This is a genomic window from Methyloversatilis sp. RAC08 (assembly GCF_001713355.1).
GTDB lineage: Bacteria > Pseudomonadota > Gammaproteobacteria > Burkholderiales > Rhodocyclaceae > Methyloversatilis.
On the sequence record NZ_CP016448.1, the window covers coordinates 3,319,835 to 3,338,185 of the forward strand.

The following is an 18,351-nucleotide window of genomic DNA, read 5'->3' on the forward strand; positions in this document are numbered from 1 at the left end:
TGAGCGGGCGGCGCTGTGATGCCGCCAGAGCGTTGACATTGAATTGCGGGCGGCGCGCGAATCCTTCGACGATGAATGTGCTGACGCACATTCATGGCCGTCAAAAGAGAAGGCCTGTCCGCGCGCAGCACGGGCAGGCCCTCGGTTGGTGTCAGGACGACTTATTTGCCGGTTGCGACTTCTTCCAGCACGTTGAGCGACACGTCGGTTTCCTTGACGCCCGCCGGATTGGACTTCATGTTCGACGACCAGTTGGTGGCGTGGCCACGCTTGACGTCGATGATGTGTCCGATCACGGGCATGACTGCCTTGTAGCCGTCGTCGCCGATGTCAGGCCGGTTCTGGAAGATGAACATCTTCCAGAACTCGCCCTTGCGGTCTTCCGCATAGCCCAGATACGGGCGCGGGAAGTCGACTTCCATGTACACCACCTTCTTGCTGTAGGGGTGTTCCGGGGGCGGGATGCCTTCGACGACGTAGACTTCACGCGGCTCCCAGCCGATGTCCGGCGCCGGGTTGAAATGCGGCGGAATGTCGATGCCGATGCGCGGGAAGCGCTTGGCCGGTTCGGTGTAGGGCTGCTTCACGTCCACACTGATTTCCGGGCTGTGAGCAATGGCCAGCACCCAGCGCTTCTCGATCAGCTTGTTCGACACATACTTGGTCGGGGCGGCATCCCAGATGTCCCAGTCGTCATACAGCTGGTCAGTGCCGCCGATCGGGTCCATCCACGCGCCACCCGACAGGCGACGCACGCGACGCACCGACTTCAGGTAGGCGTAGGAGTCGTCCGGCACCTTCGAGTCGGCCTGGTTGTAACGGACCGAGAACAGACCCAGACCGCGGATGTCCTGCGGGTAGGTCGCCACGAAGTAGGTCTTCTGCGAAATGTCGCCCTTGCCCACGGTGATCGGGCCGCCGTCAAGACGCCCTTCCATGTAGTAGCGGCGCGACTGGAAGGCCTGCACCCGCTCGTAACCCTTCTTCGCGTCCAGGAAGGCCCAGGCGATGTCGCGCAGGTCCATCGTGGCGCCGTACGTGGCGGCACGCAGGTTCCAGATCACCTTGTCGCCGGCGTGCGGGTCGTCCATCTTGATGGTTTCCGGCGGGAACAGCATGCCGGCCTGCCATCCGGACACCGTACGGTCGGCCGGATTGAACTTCACCGTGTTGATGTTCTTCTTTGACCATTCAACATACTTCGGATCCATCTCGATCTTCTTCGAGTTGGCGAGCTTGATGGTCAGGTTGTAGTTCTTGATCATCCACTCGAGCTTTTCCGGGACCATGCTGGCGATGGTCTTGTTCTCGAAGGTGTCGTTCTTGATGCTTTCGTAGTTTTCCTTGTTGATCACGAAGCCTGCTGGAAGCTCCTTCGCGAATGCCGGGCTCGCGCCCAATCCGATCGCGAGTGTGATTGCGCCTGCCACGCCTGTTCGCAGCGCACTGCGACGTCGCGTCTGGTTGCCTTGGTTTTGCATCGTCTCCTACTCCTTTGGTCTGTGGTTCAGGATCAAACGAAAGATCGGCGTCCGGCGAATCCGTCAGCGGGGAGGGCTGTTGAATTCCGTCATGGCCGATGTCTGACTGAAGGGCGACGTGTGTCGCCCGCGACCTCCCTACATGTCCGCCTCCCGGACCGGGGGCGGACTATGCGGCGTTGCGCTGTCATGACGGCGAGGTCAGAGCCGTCCGCCAGCCTTGCATGGGGTGGGTGTCCTGCACGGGACGAGAATCGTGGTGCATTGCGCAGAGTGAGGTGTGTCGAGGCAAGAAACGCGGCACGCGGCCCCACGCTGACACGGCATTGCGGTGACTCAGGAATCTCGTACATGCCTTCGGAAACCGGAAAACTCTTGTGTCGCATCGGCTTGCTGTTCGCGGATGCGGTCATCGTGCGTGCCCTGACGGAAAACGCTGCCAGCACGAGGGCATGACAGCGCTTTTTGCCAGAGCTTTCGACAGACCTAAGATTTAGCATCAGATTCCTTAGTGCGCAACATGTTCCTCGTCGACAACGTTCTTCGCGCTGCCGCGCGGGCGTTCGCAGGCATTCATCATTCGTGACGTCTCTACGACGTGCGTTGCCATCCGGATGCAGTCGGTCGGCTGAAAGTCGAACCCCGGACTGATGGCGACGGACGATTTCCGGACTGCCCACCGTCCGGACATGTCGTCATGGTTCGGACACCCGGATTTTTGGGATTCAAAAACAAGGGTTTGGAATGAGTGCAGTGCAGCATGCCCGCGCAGGCACAGGCTTTGCTGGCCGCTACTGCTGGTCGGCGGCACACCGACATGGAGTGTTGCGACCAAAAGTGCGTGCAGGCACAAGGAGGAGGCAGATGAAAAAGCTTTACCCGGACGCGGTCACCGCGCTCAAGGGATTGATCACCGACGGCCATACGCTCGCGGTGGGCGGTTTCGGTCTGTGCGGCATTCCGGAACTGCTGATCAACGCCGTGGCAGACAGCGGCGTGAAGAATCTGACGGTGATCAGCAACAACGCGGGCATCGATGGCGTCGGTCTCGGGCGCTTGCTCGGCAACCGCCAGGTGCATCGCATGATCGCTTCATACGTCGGCGAGAACGAGGAGTTCGAGCGTCAGCTGCTGTCCGGCGAACTGGAAGTCGAACTGACGCCACAGGGCAGTCTGGCCGAGAAGCTGCGTGCCGGCGGCGCCGGCATTCCGGCTTTCTACACGCGCACCGGCGTCGGTACGCCGGTGGCGGACGGCAAGGAAACGCGCGAGTTCGGCGGTCAGCGCTATCTGCTCGAACATGCCCTGCGCGCCGACGTATCGCTGGTGAAGGCGTGGAAAGCGGACGAATCGGGCAACCTGATCTACCGCAAGACCGCGCGCAACTTCAATCCGATGGTGGCGACGGCCGGCAAGGTAACCGTGGTCGAAGTCGAGGAGCTCGTGCCGACCGGCGCGCTGGATCCGGATCAGATCCACACGCCCGGCATCTTCGTGCATCGCATCATCGTGAATACCGCACCGCTGAAGCGCATCGAAAAACTCACCACAAGGCAGCAATGACATGGCCTGGACACGAGACGACATGGCGCGGCGCGCCGCGCGCGAACTGAAAGACGGCTATTACGTGAATCTGGGCATCGGCATGCCCACGCTGGTGGCCAACCACATCCCGGACGGTATGGATGTCTGGCTGCAGTCGGAAAACGGCCTGCTCGGCATCGGCCCCTTTCCGCTCGAAAGCGAAGTCGACGCGGACCTGATCAATGCCGGCAAGCAGACGGTCAGCACCATCCCGGGCAGCAGCTTCTTCAGCAGCGCCGATTCGTTCGGAATGATCCGCGGCGGGCACATCAATCTGGCCATCCTGGGCGCGATGCAGGTCAGCGAACACGGTGACCTGGCGAACTGGATGATTCCGGGCAAGCTGGTCAAGGGCATGGGCGGCGCGATGGATCTGGTGGCCGGCGTGCAGCGCGTGATCGTGCTGATGGACCACTGCAGCAAGGCGGGTGAGCACAAGATCCTCAGGAACTGCGATCTGCCGCTGACCGGCGTCGGCGTGGTCAACATGATCATTTCCGATCTGTGCGTGCTCGTGGTGACGCCGGACGGACTGGAACTGCGCGAACTCGCACCGGGCGTCAGCCTGGAAGAGGTGCAGGAAAAGACCGGCGCTCCGATCCATACCGCTCCGGTGGTGATGCGATGAAACCCGCGGCCGCTTCAGCGAAGTCGGCCGCGCGGCCTGCAGATGCGGGGCGCACTCTCAGCCGCGAACAGCTGGTCGAAGGCTACGGTCTGCCACTGAGCCGTTTCGGTGTTTTCGAAACGCTCGGCATCATCGTGCCCGAGGGCGACGACGGCTTCCGCTGCGACGACGATGATCGTCTGATCATTGCTGCCGCGGCCGTGCAGCTCGGCTTCGACCAACGCGAGCTGGGCGAGCTGATGGAGCTTTACGACAATACGGCCTTGCCGGATCGCGCCCTGCCGCGTTTCATGAAGCTGCTCGCGAGCTACCAGCGCCTGATGGCGTGGCGGCATCCGGAAGGCTGTGATCCGGACACGCTGGCGAGCCTGGCGCGTCGCCCCTTCCGTGCCGAACAATTCGGTTTTGGCGAGTCGGGAAAGGGCCGGGCGTGAGTGCGCTGGTCGGGCGCATCGCCCCCGAATTCACGGAGAGTGCGGTCTGGCCGGACAACGATTTCCGGCCGTTTCGTCTCGCCGACTATCGGGGGCGCTATGTGGTGCTGTTCTTCTACCCGCTCGACTTCACTTACGTCTGTCCGTCGGAACTGATTGCGTTCGAACACCGCATGGCCGAGTTCTCGCGGCGCCAGGTCGATGTGGTCGGGTGCTCGATCGACTCGACCTTCTCCCACCTTGCGTGGAAAAAGACGCCGCGGGAAGAGGGCGGAGTCGGTCAGTTGAGCTATCCGCTGATCGGCGACGTGACCCACGCGGTGGTTCGGGCCTTCGACGTCGAAGGCCCGACCGGCGTGGCATTGCGCGCCACCTTCCTGATCGACAGGGACGGTATCGTGCAGCACCAGATCGTCAACAGTCTCGCCATCGGGCGGGACATCGATGAACTTCTGCGCGTCATCGATGCGCTGCAGCACACCGAGCGCAACGGTGAGGTGTGTCCGGCGGGATGGCAGAAAGGCAGGGTCGGCGTAATGCCGACAGACCGTGGTGTGGCCAAGTACCTCGCCGAACATTCGGACATGTTGTGACAACAAGGAGGATCGCCCCGATGAAACTGTACGACTGGCACGCAGCACCCAATCCGAAACGCGCCCGCATGTGCATCGCGGAAAAGGGACTCGACATCGAAATCATCGAGGTCGGCGGTGACGACCTGAAACTGCGCCCCGACTACATCGCGAAGTTTCCGCAGGCCATGGTGCCGATGCTGGAACTCGATGATGGCCGTCAACTGGGTGAATCGATTGCCATCGCGCGCTACATCGACGAGATGTATCCGTCGCCCCCTATGTTCGGCCGCAATGCCTACGAGCGCGGCGTCGTCGAAATGTGGGAGCGCCGTGCCTTCGACGAAGGCATGATGGCCGCCGGCGAGGTGTTCCGCAACACGCACGAAGCCTTCATCGACCGTGGCCTGCCCGGATTCGCCGTGCCGGTGCCGCAGATTCCCGCGCTGGTCGATCGCGGCCGCATGCGCCTGGAGCTGTTCTTCCGGAAGTTCGACGAGCAACTTGCCAACAACCGCTTCATCGCGGGGGACATGTTCTCGATCGCCGACTGCACATTGTTCTGCAGCGTCGAATTTGCGTTCTGGTCCGACATCAAGATTCCGGCCGATTGCAAGAACCTGCAGCGCTGGTTCGACGAAGTCAGCGCCCGTCCGAGCGCCAAGGCCTGACGCCGGGCTGACGATTCAGGGGACGCGCAGGTGATTGATCTTTACACCGCACCGACACCCGATGGCTGGAAGGTGTCGATCGCGCTCGAGGAGTTGCGCCTCCCCTACATCGTTCATCCCGTAGACGCCTGCAGCGATCCGCAGCTCGCGCCGGATTTTCTGCGCATCCGCCCGTGCGGTTGCGTGCCGGCCATCGTTGATCGCACGGCCGGTGATCACGCAGTGATCGAGTCACGGGCCATCCTGCTCTATCTGGCGGACAAGACCGGACGCCTGATGCCGCGCGACGAAGCCGGGCGGGCCCGGGTCGAGCAATGGCTCGCCACGGATTTTGCCAACCCGGTGTCCGGCGGCGTTTCCGCTCTGACACGACGCGTCACGTCCGACCCAGCAGGCAATGGCGGCGCCTCGCGCAGCGAACTGCGCGCGCTGTTTGCCCGCCTTGATGCGCAACTGCAGGCAGATGAATACCTCGCCGGGGATTTCAGCATCGCCGATATCGCCCAGTGGGCGTGCGTACGCATGCATGCCTGGTCCGGCATCGACATGACGCCCTACCGCGCGCTGGCGCGCTGGATCGAAAGGATATCCGCGCGCGAAGCATGTCGACGTGGTGTATCCGTGCCACGGCCGTTCGAACCGGCCGAGCAGGTGTATCGCGTCAAATCCATCCTCTTGCGCTGAGCACGCGCATCCGGACTTCCATTCGACGCTTTTCCCGAGGCTCGCGAAGCGCGGTCTGCTACGCGGAAGTGCCCGCGTTTTCGCCTCCTGTTCGCCCATCGGAACGCCGTTCGAATGAACATCCGTTGAATCATTTCGCTGTGCGTCGAGCGTGCATTCATGTCGGCCGCATCGCATCGTCACGATGGCCCATTCCGCGCCCGTGGCGGCGGCAAGCCGTTTCAAGCGATTTGACATGTTGCGTCGCAACATCCGGCTGTCCTCGCCAGTCCCCTGTTCTGCATGCGTCCGGACGGACTGTCCGACCGACAGACGGTCCGCTTCGAGCAAGCCGTCCGAATTCCATCCGTCCGGACGGTCGTACGGTTCAGGGCGCCGGCGACGGGTATTGGACTTTAGTTATTACAAAACAAATGCTTGGGCTTGTTTTGCGTGATCGAATGCACGCTGGCACCTTCCTTGCAGAGAAGAAGTGTTCGATTGCACGACGGTCGATCAATAAAGGCCGGTCCGTTCGGGCGGGCCGGAAGCAAACACAGGCAGGTTAATTAAATGGAGACGTGGAGATGACGATCGAAAACTCGTCGGTTCAGGTGCTGGGGATTGACGCAGGCGGCACCATGACTGACACCTTTTTTGTCCGTGCTGACGGCCGCTTCGTGGTCGGCAAAGCACAAAGCAATCCCGAGGATGAATCCTTGGCGATCTACAACTCTTCGGTCGATGCATTGGCGCATTGGGGCCGCGAAGTTGACGATGTGTATCCGGAGCTGGTGACCTGCGTGTATTCGGGTACCGCCATGCTGAACCGCGTACTGCAGCGCAAGGGCCTCGATGTCGGCCTGATCTGCAACAAGGGTTTCGAGCAGGTTCACTCGATGGGCCGCGCACTGCAGAGCTACCTCGGCTACGCCCTCGAAGACCGCATTCACCTGAACACCCACCGCTACGACGAGCCGCTGGTGCCGATTTCGCGCACCCGTGGCGTGACCGAGCGTACGGACGTTCAAGGCAAGATCGTGATCCCGCTGCGGGTCGAAGAAGTCCGTCAGGCCACGCGCGAACTGGTTGAAGCCGGTTCCAAGGCCATCGTGATCTGCCTGCTTCAGTCGCACAAGAATGAAGACAGCGAAAAGCTGGCTCGCGACGCCTGCAAGGAAGAGCTGAAGAAGCTCGGTGCAGACATTCCTGTTTTCGCCTCGGTGGACTACTACCCGCAGCGCAAGGAAAGTCACCGCATGAACACCACGATTCTGGAAGCCTACGGCGCAGAACCGTCGCGTGCGACCCTGAAGCTGGTGAGCGATCGTTTCAAGAAGCATGGTGCCAAGTTCGACCTGCGCGTGATGGCTACGCACGGCGGCACGATCAGCTGGAAGGCCAAGGAACTGGCCCGTACCATCGTGTCCGGCCCGATCGGCGGCGTGATCGGTTCGAAGATGCTCGGCGAGTGCCTCGGTGACGAAAACATCGCGTGCTCGGACATCGGCGGCACGTCGTTCGACGTGGCACTGATCACCAAGGGTTCGTTTGCGATCAAGTCCGACCCGGACATGGCGCGCCTCGTGCTGTCGCTGCCGCTGGTGGCGATGGACTCGGTCGGTGCCGGTGCAGGTTCGTTCGTTCGTATCGATCCGTACTCGAAGTCGATCAAGCTGGGCCCGGACAGCGCCGGTTACCGTGTCGGCACCTGCTGGCCGGAAAGCGGTCTGGATACGGTGTCGGTTTCGGACTGCCACGTTGTGCTGGGTTACCTGAACCCGAACAACTTCCTCGGCGGCCTGATCAAGCTCGACGTACAGCGCGCACGTGACCACATCAAGGCACAGATCGCTGACCCGCTGGGCCTGTCGGTCGAAGACGCAGCAGCCGGCGTGATCGAACTGCTTGACCTGACGCTGTCGGAATACCTGCGCGCCAACATCAGCGCCCGTGGTTACAACCCGACGGAATTCACCTGCTTCTCGTACGGCGGCGCCGGTCCGGTTCACACCTACGGCTACACCGCAGGCGTGGGCTTCAAGGACGTCGTCGTTCCGGCATGGGCCGCTGGCTTCTCAGCCTTCGGTTGCGCCTGCGCAGACTTCGAATACCGCTACGACAAGTCGGTTGACCTGGCTGTGCCGCAGCATGGCACCGATGCAGCCAAGATCGCGGCGTGCGAAGTGCTGCAGAGCGCCTGGGCCGAACTGGCCTCCAAGGTGGTCGAAGAGTTCGTCATCAATGGCTACAAGCCGGAAGACGTGCTGCTGATCCCGGGTTACAAGATGCAATACACGGGCCAGCTGAACGACCTCGAAATCATTTCCCCGATCACCAATGCATCGACTGCAGCGGACTGGGACAAGATCGTCGAAGCCTTCGAAACCACCTACGGCCGCGTGTATGCCAATTCGGCACGTTCGCCGGAACTGGGCAACTCGGCTACCGGCGCGATCATGCGCGGTACCGTCGTGACGCAGAAGCCGGTGCTGCCGGAAGATCCGGATGGTGGCCCGACGCCGCCGGCCGAAGCCTTCCTCGGTACGCGTCCGTTCTACCGTCACAAGAAGTGGGTCGATGCGAAGCTGTACAAGATGGAGTTGCTGAAGGCCGGCAACCACATCGTCGGACCCGCGATCATCGAGTCGGACGCTACCACGTTCGTCGTGCCGAATGGCTTCGAGACCACGGTCGACAAGCATCGCCTGTTCCATCTCAAAGAAGTCAAGTGAGGAGAAACAACTATGAATATGCTCAGCAACACTGAAACCGGTTTTGCCGATCTGCTGAAGAACGGCCAGACGTTGTCCCAGTTCCGCGCCGGCATCATGGAGCGCACCGCAGCAACCGGCTGCTACAACGGACTGGAAACCCTCGAACTGCGCGAACGCGATCCGATCGGCTACGAGAAGCTGTTCTCGAAGCTGCGCGGCGGCCTGGTTCACGCTCGTGAAACCGCAAAGAAGATTGCGGCCAGCCCGATCGTCGAGCAGGAAGGCGAGCTGTGCTTCACGCTGTACAACGCAGTCGGCGACTGCGTTCTGACCTCGACCGGCATCATCATCCACGTCGGCACGATGGGCGCTGCGATCAAGTACATGATCGAGAACAACTGGGAAGCCAATCCCGGTATCGCCCCGGGTGACATGTTCACCAACAACGACTGCGCCATCGGCAACGTCCACCCGTGCGACATCGCGACCATCGTCCCGATCTTCCACGACGGCCGTCTGATCGGCTGGGTGGGTGGTGTGACGCACGTGATCGACACCGGTGCCGTGACGCCGGGTTCGATGTCGACGGGCCAGACTTCGCGTTTCGGCGACGGCTACATGATCACCTGCCGCAAGACCGGTGTGAATGACACCCCGCTGCGCGACTGGCTGCATGAGTCGCAGCGTTCGGTCCGTACGCCGAAGTACTGGATCCTTGACGAAAAGACCCGTATCGCCGGCTGCCACATGATCCGCGAACTGGTTGAAGAAGTGATCGCGGCTGACGGCATCGAAGCGTACGAAAAGTTCGCCTACGAAGTCATCGAAGAAGGTCGTCGCGGCCTGATGATGCGTATCAAGGACATGACGATCCCGGGCGTTTATCGCAAGGTCGCTTTCGTCGATGTGCCGTACGCTCACGAAGACATCGGTGTGTCGAGCAAGTTTGCCAAGCTTGATTCGATCATGCACTCGCCGTGCAAGATGACGATCAAGGAGAACGGCAAGTGGCGCCTCGACTTCGAAGGTGCAAGCCGTTGGGGCTGGCATACCTTCAACGCCCACCAGGTCGCCTTCACCAGCGGCATCTGGGTGATGATGTGCCAGACCCTCGTTCCGACGCAGCGTATCAATGACGGTGCCTACTACGCGACCGAGTTCCACCTGCCGAAGGGCGCATGGTGCAACCCGGATGACCGCCGCACCGGCCACGCTTACGCATGGCACTTCCTGGTGTCGGGTTGGTCGGCTCTGTGGCGCGGTCTGTCGCAGGCTTACTTCAGCCGCGGCTACCTCGAAGAAGTCAATGCCGGCAACGCCAACACGTCGAACTGGCTGCAAGGTGGCGGTATCAACCAGGACGGCGAAATCCACGCGGTCAACAGCTTCGAAGCGTCGTCGTGCGGCACCGGTGCCTGCGCTGTCAAGGACGGTCTGAACCACGCTGCCGCCATCTGGAATCCGGAAGGCGACATGGGCGACATCGAAATCTGGGAAATGGCAGAACCGCTGCTGTACCTGGGTCGCAACGTCAAGGCCAATTCCGGCGGCTACGGCAAGTACCGTGGCGGCTGCGGCTTCGAAACCCTGCGTATGGTGTGGAATTCCCAGGACTGGTCGATGTTCTTCATGGGCAACGGCTACATGAACAGTGACTGGGGTCTGATGGGTGGTTACCCGTCGGCAACCGGCTACCGTTTCGAAGCCCACAACACGGGCCTCGAGCGCCGCATCGCCAACGGCGAAGCGATCCCGCTGGGCGCCGATCTGGATCCGGGCCTGCACATCTACGAGCAGAGCATCGATGCAACGTCGCTCGTCAAGCGCGACAAGCAGTGCATGACGACGGAAGACTGCTACGCCAACCACGATCTGTACCTGAACTACCTGCGTGGTGGCCCGGGCTTCGGCGATCCGCTGGATCGCGACGTCAAGTCGATCGAGAAGGACCTGAATGAGCTGTTCCTGCTGCCGGAATTCGCTGCCAAGGTCTACGCTGCCGTCGTTACGCAGAACGCCAAGGGTGTCTACACGGTTGATGCTGCAAAGACCGCTGCCCGTCGTGCCGAATTCCGCAAGGAACGTATCGCACGCTCGGTGCCGACCCGCGAGTGGATGAAGGAAGAGCGTGCCCGCATCATCAACAAGCACGCATCCACGCCGGTTCAGCACATGTTTGCTACCAGCTTCGCACTGTCGGAAAAGTTCAAGAACGAATTCAAGACGTTCTGGAACCTGCCGGCTGACTGGGATGTTCTGGAAACCGAGCTGGGTGTTCCGTCGTACGGGTCCAAGTTCCGTATGGACCTGTCGTTGATGCCGGACGTCCGTACCATCGTCCAGGTCGAAGAATAATTTCCGACCTGAACGTTAAGCGAATCTAGGAGTAGCAAATGTCGACTTACAACAAAGAGCAAGTAGCACACCTGGCCGCGGGCACCCTCGACTGGGATACGACGTTCCGCATGCTGTCGATGCCGAAGGACAAGGCACGCTTCGGCATGTACGTGGAAGCACTGCAGGCGAAGGTGACGTTTCCGGATCGCATCGTCCTTCCGCTGGGCCCGCATCTGTACATCGTGCAGTCGGCCAAGAACAAGCAGTGGATCGTCAAGTGCGATTGTGGCCACGAGTTTTGCGGCTACAAGGAAAACTGGAAGCTGTTCGCGAACATCTACGTGCGTGACACGCCAGAAGCGATGGCCGACGTTTATCCGGCGCTGATGGCTCCGGACACGAAGTGGCAGGTTTATCGCGAGTACTACTGCCCGAGCTGCGGCACGATGCACGACGTCGAAGCTCCGACCCCGTGGTACCCGGTGATCCATGACTTCGAGCCGGACATCGAAACGTTCTACAAGGAGTGGGTGGGCTTGCCCGTACCCGAACGCGCTGCCTAAACAAGGTACGCGTGGCCCCTGACCGGAGGAGGTCAGGGGCCAGTTCGCAGCCGGCTACAGCCGGCTGCGTTCCTCCAAACACCCTGTACTTGATGCCGGCAGAGCCGAAGCGCTCTACACCGCCGTAGGGAACGGTCGTGCCGAACTTCGAAGACAGGTCATGAAAAGCGTCGCGCGCAGAGCACGAAATGACGCGTGAAGGAGACTGAAGATGCAACAGGCAAGAGACTCTGGCGGTGGTGTTCAGAAGATACTGAGCATCATTACTCAATTACTCCCGATCATCATTATTGGCGGTCTGCTTTACGCCGGCTTCTTCGTCAAGGCGGAAGCAGTCATCACCAAGGTTGAACCGAAGCCGATCGAACGGCGCGACAACTTCTTCAGCATCATCACCCCCACCGAGCAGATTGCCTGGGCAGCGGGTACGGCAGGCAAGATCGTCCGTTCCGACGACGGCGGCAAGACCTGGCTTAGACAGCCCACTCCCACGCTTGTGAATCTTCAAGGCATAGCAGCCTGGGATGCACAGACCGCGGTCGCAGCGGGCAACGAAGGCACGATCCTGCACACCACGGATGGCGGCGCGAGCTGGAAGCTTGCAAACACTCCGAAGTCCGAAAATCCCAACAAGCTGTTCCGTGTGCGTGTATTCGGCGACACGGCGTGGGCCGTTGGCGAGTTTTCCGGGCTCTACAAATCAACCGACAAGGGTGCGAACTGGACGCGGCTGCTTCCGGAAGATGACCGTGCACTGAACGCCATCTACTTCGTCGGTCAGTCAGGCTGGGCGGTAGGCGAGATCGGTTCGATCATGCGTACCGAAGACGGCGGAGAGACTTGGACGCCGGTCGAAACCGACAATCAGTCCAGTCTGATGGCAGTCACCTTCCGTGACGCGACGCATGGCGTCGCCGTGGGCCTGACCGGAACGCTGCTGGTAACTGACGACGCGGGCGTGACCTGGCGCTCGGTACCCGGCCTCACGCGCGAACACTTGCTCGATGTCATCTGGGATGAAAACAGCTGGATTGCAGTCGGCGACAAGGGTGTGAAGGTCACGTCGAACGCGGACGCCACCGAGTGGACTGCCGGGCGTCTTGCCGAAGGTGACGTCGCGTGGCGCACCCAGATCGTCCGGGCCGGCTCGAAGTACTTTGTGGCCGGCGCAAATCTCGGAATTCTCGAAGACGGAAAGATCACCGTCGTCGGTCGATAGTAGGCAAGGAGAATCGCGTGAAAAATACTACTTTCAGCAAGGTCGAACATGCGTTCGCGTTGCTGATCAAGAATCGGATACCGGTCGTACTCGCGGTCCTGATTGCCACGGTCGTCATGGCCTATCTCGCCTCGTTCGTTGAGGTGAAGACGGTGTTCAGCGATCTGCTTCCGAAAAACCACCCTTACGTAGAGGTCAATCAGAAATTCAAGTCCACCTTCGGCGGCTCGAACATGGTCAGCATCATGGTCGAAGTCAAGGACGGCGATATTTTCAAGAAGGAAGTGCTTGAAAAGGTCCAGAAGCTGACGGTCGGTCTGCAGCAGGTGGATGCGGTCGATACCTATCAGATCGTGTCCATCGCCTCCAAGAAGACGAAGGAAGTTCGCGCATCCACCGAGGGGGTCGAGTCGCGCCCGATCATGTGGCCGCGACTGCCTGCGGATGACAAGGAAATGGCCATCCTGCGCGAGGCTGTGCTGAACAATCCGCTGATCTACGGCCCGTATGTGTCGATCGACCTGAAGGCGACGCTGATCACGGCAGACTTCCTCGATACGGAAATCAACTACAGCAAGGCCTTTGATCAGATCATGGGCCTGGTGAAGGAAGCCGAAGGCGATGGCGTGCTCGTTCGCGTCGTCGGTGAACCGGTGCTGTATGGCTGGGTGAATTTCTACCTCGACGAAACGATCCAGATCTTCTTCGCAGCGATCGCGTCGCTCGTGCTGATCCTGCTGCTGATCACGCGTACCGTGCATGGCACGATCATTCCGCTGATCGCAGCCATCATCAGCGCCTGCTGGGCGCTGGGTGCCGCAAAGCTGATGGGATTCCACCTCGATCCGCTGGTCATCGTGGTGGCTTTCCTGATCACGGCTCAGGCGATCTCGAATTCGGTGCAGCTGATCTCACGCTTCGACGATGAGATCGCGCACGGAACGGCCAAAGCTTCCGACGCAGCGGTGGCGAGCGCCAAGCACCTGTTCAAGCCCAGTCTGCTTGCGATCGTTGCCGATGCAGGGTGTGTGCTGGTCGTGGCGCTGACTCCGATTCCGATGCTCGAGAAGATTTCCTACATCGGTACGGTCTGGATTTTCGCGATCTTCATCGGTGCGCTGATCATGACGCCGGTGTTGCTGTCGTGGTTCAACCCGCGCAAGAACGCCGATGGTTCATACAGCCACCGATTCGTGCATCCGATCAATATCCGTCCGGTGTTGATGGTCATTCTGAATCTTGCTTCAAGCATCGTGGTCACCAAGGCACGGTTCGTTGTGCTGGGTGTGGCACTGGCGGTATTCGCAGTGTCCTTCTGGTATTCGTTCAACCTGAAGGTGGGTGACGCGAATCCCGGGTCGCCGATTCTGTGGCCGGATTCGCAGTACAACACCGATGCGGCTGACATCAACCGCCAGTTCCAGGGTTCGGACCGCATGTTCGTTGTGGTCGCAGGCAAGGAAAAAGGTTCGCTGCGCGAACCGGAGGTGCTGCAGAGCATGGCCAACTTCCAGCGCTACATGGAAGCCCAGCCTGAAGTCGGCGGCAGCATTTCGCTGGCCGACATCCTGCCGCAGGTGCGTCGTGTGCTGCGCGAAGGCAATCCGATGTACGGAGAGCTCGGCAACGATGCGGGCGAGAACGGCGAGCTGACCTACATGTTCGTGTCGGGTTCCGACCCGGGCGACATGGATCGCTACGCCGACAGCGATGCGCTGAACGGGGCCGTCACGCTGTTCTTCCGCGATCACCAGGGCGAAACGATCCGTACCGCCGTGGCACGTGTGCAGGATTACGTGAAGCAGAATCCGATCGAAAACGCCGAATACCTGCTCGCCGGCGGTCTTGTCGGGGTGCTGGCCGCGGTCAATGAGGTCATTCTCGCAGGACAGATCGAAGCCATCGCGCTGGCGCTCCTCGTGCTGGTGGTGTGCTGCACCGTGACCTTCCATTCGATGGTCGCCGGGGTGTTCTTCATGATTCCGGTGATGCTGTCGAACACGATCACCTTCAGCTACATGGCGTACAACGACATCGGCATGAACATCAACACCTTGCCTGTGGTGGCGCTGGGTATCGGTCTGGGGGTGGATTACACCTTCTACATCGTTGATGGCATCCGCGAGGAACTGCACCTGCATGACAACGTGGAAAAGGCCATCCTGAACTGTCTGACAAGTCAGGGGCGTGGCGTGCTGCTTACCGCGCTGACGCTGATTACCAGCGTGGGCCTGTGGAGCTTCTCTTCACTCAGGCTTCAGGCAGACATGGGCCTGCTGATCGCTCTGTGGCTCTTCATTTCGGCCTTCAGCGCGTTGTTCATCATGCCCGCAATCGTATATGTGTTCCGCCCCGCGTTCGTCGTGGGGAGCAAAGAGCGCCCGATCGAGCGCGCCGAGGGATCTGCAGTAGTTGTGTGAGGGTCGCTTGCCTCGCCCGGTATCACACGATGCCGGGCGTGAGCAGATGACTCATGGGTAGTGCCAAAACGGAGGGAATGGAGACATGAGAAGAAGCAAAATCTTCAGGCAGACCGGACCGGGTCTGGCTGTTGCAGCTGTGCTGGCCGGGATGGGCATGCCCGTCGCGAATGCCGCTGGCCTCGAGGGAACATGGGCAGGTCGTGACGACTTTACCTGGGCACTGAGCGGCTATGTGCGCGCCTGGGCTTCGATGAACCTGGAAGATCAACCCGAGCTGAGCCGCGTTGGCAAGGACAGCTTCGGCAAGCTTTCGATGCTGCGCGGTTCGTTGCTGCTTGACCTCGACGTCAAGACCGGCCCGGTGAAGTGGAAGGCCATTGGCCGTCTTGACCGCGAGTACAAGACAAACTACCTGTCAGATCTGGAAGAGTTGCGCGCCGACGGTTCCGCGAACGCGTTCGGCGTCAACAGCAATCGTGACCCCAAAAGCATCACCGAGAACTACAACAACGGCGATATCCGTGAGTTCTGGGCTGAAGTACCCATCGGCGAGCGTGTGACGGTCAAATTCGGCAAGCAGCAGCTGGTATGGGGCGAATCCGACTTCTTCCAGGCAATGGATCTGGTGCACGGTTACGACTACAGCTGGCGTCTGTTCTTCGAAGGCGAGAATGAAGAATGGCGCAAGCCGTTGATTCTGCTGTCGACAAAAATCCGCATTCCTGAAGCAAAGGGCTTGATCGCAGCCTACATCCGTCCGGGCTGGGATCGTTGCGAAGACATCGGCAACACTTACGACATCAACGGCGGCCGCTGGTTCTTCCAGCCGTATCGCGGCTTTGACCTGAGCTCGGGCACGAGCAAGAACTGCGATCACAAGGATGGCGATCAGGACGACGTGACGGGCGGTATCCGCTGGAACGGCGAGGCATATGGCCTGAACTACTCCATTGCCTACCTGACGACCTTCGCTGCCGATCCGGTTGCGAGTGCCGGCGTGGTCCCGAGCCTGTTCGGCGCGGTTGCGCACCAGGGGGTTACCCACGGCAATCAGCTGTTCCAGCGCATTCACCCGAAGATCGATGTTCTCGGTGTGACGGTCAGCGGATACAGCGAAACGCTTGATGCGGTGCTGAGCGCTGAAGTGGCCTACACGAAGGACCAGCCCTACAACGCAGGCGTGGGCGGTTTCGGGGAAGGCAACTACATCACGCGTGGTGGTGGTGTGTGTACCGCGGGTCTCGGTCTTTGCGAAATCGTGAAGAAGGACACCTTGCGTACGATGCTTCGTATCGACAAGGACCTGAACTTCCAGGACCTGCTCGGCACGTCGCGTCCGTCGTTCTCGTCGATCCAGCTGTTCAATACGCAAGTGCTGAACTATGACGGCAACGAACAGCTTGTTCGCCTGTTTGCCTATGGCACTCCGCTGAACGAGCACAACACCATCCTGACGTTGTTCACTGGCCTGAACTACAAGAACGACACGATCAACCCGGGTCTTGCAGTGGGCTTCGATCTGTCCAACGGTGGTGGCTTCGCAATCCCGAGCGTGTCCGTCGTGTTCGACGACAAGTGGGTGGCCAAGGCTGAAGCGGACATTTTCTGGGATGGTGGCAAGAGCAATCGTCAGCAGTTCAGCGGTGGCGAATCCCAGCTGTTCGGCTATTTCAGCCGTGCCAGCCAGCTCGTGCTTCGTGTGACCCGTCAGTTCTGATCAAAGGAAAGAAGACATGATGAAGATGAGTACCCAAACCCGTAGCAACCTTGCCCGCACCGGCGTAGCCGGCGCGATCGCGCTGATGCTCGCAGCAGGTGCCGGACAGGCCTTCGCAAAGGAACTGGCCGCAGGCTTCGTGATCAACAAGGAAAACTACGACAGCATCAAGAACGACACCTTCGAGAACAAGACCATCGCCAGCATGGTCCCGGAGAAGCTCGAGTGGATGATCAAGAACTACAACACGACCATCAAGCTCGCGAACTCGAAGAAGATCGAGATGGATCCGAAGTATGTTGAATGGTCGAAGAAGAACATCAACAACGTCAAGTTCAACACCGCTGACCGTACGGTGTCGGGATGGGAAGCCGGCATGCTGTTCCCGCCGGAAACCATCAAGATGGACGACCCGCACGCCGGCGACAAGGTGATCTGGAACCTGCGTGCCGCCACGTACGGCGCCACGATGGACCTGCGCGACATCGCCTGGGCCTTCCTGGACGCGAAGAAGGGTTACGAGCGGGTGCAGGCCTTCCAGTCGCGCCGCTACTACATGGAAGGGCGTCTTGACGGCGGCCCGATCACCGTGGGCAAGGGCGACATTTCGCAGAAGACCTACTTCGTGGCGACCTACCCGCAGGACATCCGCGGTCTGGGTCTGTTCTCGGTCCGTTACAACCAGGCCGACTCGAAGGTGCCGGATGACTCCTACGCCTACCTGAAGTCGGTGCGTCGCGTGCGTCGCCTGTCGGGTGGCGCGTGGATGGACCCGATCGGCGGTACCGACCAGCTGTATGACGACTGGGACATCTGGGATGCCGCCCCGACGAAGTACAAGTCGAACAAGCTGCTGGAAAAGCGCTGGGTGCTGGCGATCGCTCACAGCCCGGAAATCAGTGTGGACGTGAAGCAGCCCTACACCGAACCGGCCAAGCGCTTCCCGCGCATCGGCATCGAAATCCCGCCGCACTTCAACCCGGCGCCGGACATCGGCTGGGAGCCGCGTGAAGTGTATGTGGTCGAAGGCGTGTGCCCTGACGAGCATCCGTACAGCAAGAAGACCGTGTACATGGAAGTGGATTTCCCGCGTCCGTACCTCGGCTTCGCGCTTGATCGCAAGGGCGAATTCTGGAAGATGTTCATTTTCCAGAACCGGCCTGACACCGGCGACGACGGCTACAAGGCAGTCATGCCCGTGATCGGACACATCATCGACGTCAAGCGTGGCCACGCCACCAACTGGTCGTCGAACATGAAGTCCAATCCGGCGGGCGTCAAGGAAACCGACGTTTCGCTCAACGTGCTGGAAGAAGTCGCAACCGGCAAGTAAGCGCTTTTG

At 60.5% G+C, this 18,351-nt stretch carries 14 protein-coding genes; 13 read left to right on the top strand and 1 reads right to left on the bottom strand.

Annotation, left to right across the window (positions count from 1 at the left end):
- Positions 1-161 precede the first annotated feature (161 nt).
- Positions 162-1,481, bottom strand: coding sequence for a DUF1329 domain-containing protein (locus BSY238_RS15035; RefSeq protein ID WP_069039859.1), 1,320 nt, complete (start codon positions 1,479-1,481; stop codon positions 162-164).
- Positions 1,482-2,345: 864 nt separating this feature from the next.
- Between BSY238_RS15035 and BSY238_RS15040 the strand changes: the two genes are divergently transcribed.
- The 13 genes from BSY238_RS15040 to BSY238_RS15100 all read left to right on the top strand — a co-directional run bounded on the left by BSY238_RS15040 (position 2,346) and on the right by BSY238_RS15100 (position 18,342).
- Positions 2,346-3,044, top strand: coding sequence for a CoA transferase subunit A (locus BSY238_RS15040; protein WP_069039860.1), 699 nt, complete (start codon positions 2,346-2,348; stop codon positions 3,042-3,044).
- Position 3,045: 1 nt separating this feature from the next.
- On the top strand, positions 3,046-3,693 hold the full coding sequence (locus BSY238_RS15045) for a 3-oxoacid CoA-transferase subunit B (RefSeq protein WP_069039861.1): 648 nt from the start codon (positions 3,046-3,048) through the stop codon (positions 3,691-3,693).
- Entirely contained in the window at positions 3,690-4,127 is a 438-nt protein-coding gene (locus BSY238_RS15050) for a hypothetical protein (RefSeq protein WP_069039862.1), read from the top strand. The genes BSY238_RS15045 and BSY238_RS15050 overlap by 4 nt, the downstream gene beginning before the upstream one ends.
- Positions 4,124-4,720, top strand: coding sequence for a peroxiredoxin (locus BSY238_RS15055; RefSeq protein ID WP_069039863.1), 597 nt, complete (start codon positions 4,124-4,126; stop codon positions 4,718-4,720). Before BSY238_RS15050 ends, BSY238_RS15055 begins: the two co-directional genes overlap by 4 nt.
- Before the next feature lie 20 nt (positions 4,721-4,740).
- Positions 4,741-5,370 carry a glutathione S-transferase family protein gene (locus BSY238_RS15060; protein WP_069039864.1) on the top strand — a complete coding sequence of 210 codons (630 nt, stop codon included), beginning with the start codon at positions 4,741-4,743 and terminating at the stop codon, positions 5,368-5,370.
- Between the two features lie 30 nt (positions 5,371-5,400).
- Positions 5,401-6,054 carry a glutathione S-transferase family protein gene (locus BSY238_RS15065; protein ID WP_069039865.1) on the top strand — a complete coding sequence of 218 codons (654 nt, stop codon included), beginning with the start codon at positions 5,401-5,403 and terminating at the stop codon, positions 6,052-6,054.
- Positions 6,055-6,674: 620 nt separating this feature from the next.
- On the top strand, positions 6,675-8,768 hold the full coding sequence (locus tag BSY238_RS15070) for a hydantoinase/oxoprolinase family protein (RefSeq protein ID WP_236952600.1): 2,094 nt from the start codon (positions 6,675-6,677) through the stop codon (positions 8,766-8,768).
- 12 nt (positions 8,769-8,780) lie between these two features.
- Positions 8,781-11,105 (top strand): hydantoinase B/oxoprolinase family protein, encoded by a 2,325-nt coding sequence (locus BSY238_RS15075; RefSeq protein WP_069039867.1) that lies wholly within the window; start codon positions 8,781-8,783, stop codon positions 11,103-11,105.
- Positions 11,106-11,143: 38 nt separating this feature from the next.
- Positions 11,144-11,650 carry an acetone carboxylase subunit gamma gene (locus BSY238_RS15080; RefSeq protein ID WP_069039868.1) on the top strand — a complete coding sequence of 169 codons (507 nt, stop codon included), beginning with the start codon at positions 11,144-11,146 and terminating at the stop codon, positions 11,648-11,650.
- Positions 11,651-11,861: 211 nt separating this feature from the next.
- Positions 11,862-12,869: a WD40/YVTN/BNR-like repeat-containing protein gene (locus BSY238_RS15085; RefSeq protein WP_069039869.1), complete on the top strand. Its 1,008-nt coding sequence runs from the start codon at positions 11,862-11,864 to the stop codon at positions 12,867-12,869.
- A gap of 17 nt (positions 12,870-12,886) precedes the next feature.
- Positions 12,887-15,289 carry an efflux RND transporter permease subunit gene (locus BSY238_RS15090; protein ID WP_069039870.1) on the top strand — a complete coding sequence of 801 codons (2,403 nt, stop codon included), beginning with the start codon at positions 12,887-12,889 and terminating at the stop codon, positions 15,287-15,289.
- An 85-nt stretch (positions 15,290-15,374) separates the two neighbouring features.
- Positions 15,375-17,009, top strand: a complete 1,635-nt coding sequence (locus BSY238_RS15095; RefSeq protein ID WP_069039871.1) for a DUF1302 family protein — start codon at positions 15,375-15,377, stop codon at positions 17,007-17,009.
- A gap of 16 nt (positions 17,010-17,025) precedes the next feature.
- Positions 17,026-18,342, top strand: coding sequence for a DUF1329 domain-containing protein (locus BSY238_RS15100; RefSeq protein WP_069039872.1), 1,317 nt, complete (start codon positions 17,026-17,028; stop codon positions 18,340-18,342).
- Positions 18,343-18,351: the final 9 nt, after the last annotated feature.

Excerpts from the sequence above, each read along its gene's own strand:
- BSY238_RS15085 (WP_069039869.1), top strand. The coding sequence starts at position 11,862 with ATGCAACAGGCAAGAGACTCTGGCGGTGGTGTTCAGAAGATACTGAGC.
- BSY238_RS15040 (WP_069039860.1), top strand. The coding sequence starts at position 2,346 with ATGAAAAAGCTTTACCCGGACGCGGTCACCGCGCTCAAGGGATTGATC.
- BSY238_RS15060 (WP_069039864.1), top strand. The coding sequence starts at position 4,741 with ATGAAACTGTACGACTGGCACGCAGCACCCAATCCGAAACGCGCCCGC.
- BSY238_RS15070 (WP_236952600.1), top strand. The coding sequence starts at position 6,675 with ATGACTGACACCTTTTTTGTCCGTGCTGACGGCCGCTTCGTGGTCGGC.
- BSY238_RS15035 (WP_069039859.1), bottom strand. The coding sequence starts at position 1,481 with ATGCAAAACCAAGGCAACCAGACGCGACGTCGCAGTGCGCTGCGAACA.
- BSY238_RS15045 (WP_069039861.1), top strand. The coding sequence starts at position 3,046 with ATGGCCTGGACACGAGACGACATGGCGCGGCGCGCCGCGCGCGAACTG.
- BSY238_RS15075 (WP_069039867.1), top strand. The coding sequence starts at position 8,781 with ATGAATATGCTCAGCAACACTGAAACCGGTTTTGCCGATCTGCTGAAG.
- BSY238_RS15095 (WP_069039871.1), top strand. The coding sequence starts at position 15,375 with ATGAGAAGAAGCAAAATCTTCAGGCAGACCGGACCGGGTCTGGCTGTT.
- BSY238_RS15100 (WP_069039872.1), top strand. The coding sequence starts at position 17,026 with ATGATGAAGATGAGTACCCAAACCCGTAGCAACCTTGCCCGCACCGGC.
- BSY238_RS15080 (WP_069039868.1), top strand. The coding sequence starts at position 11,144 with ATGTCGACTTACAACAAAGAGCAAGTAGCACACCTGGCCGCGGGCACC.
- BSY238_RS15050 (WP_069039862.1), top strand. The coding sequence starts at position 3,690 with ATGAAACCCGCGGCCGCTTCAGCGAAGTCGGCCGCGCGGCCTGCAGAT.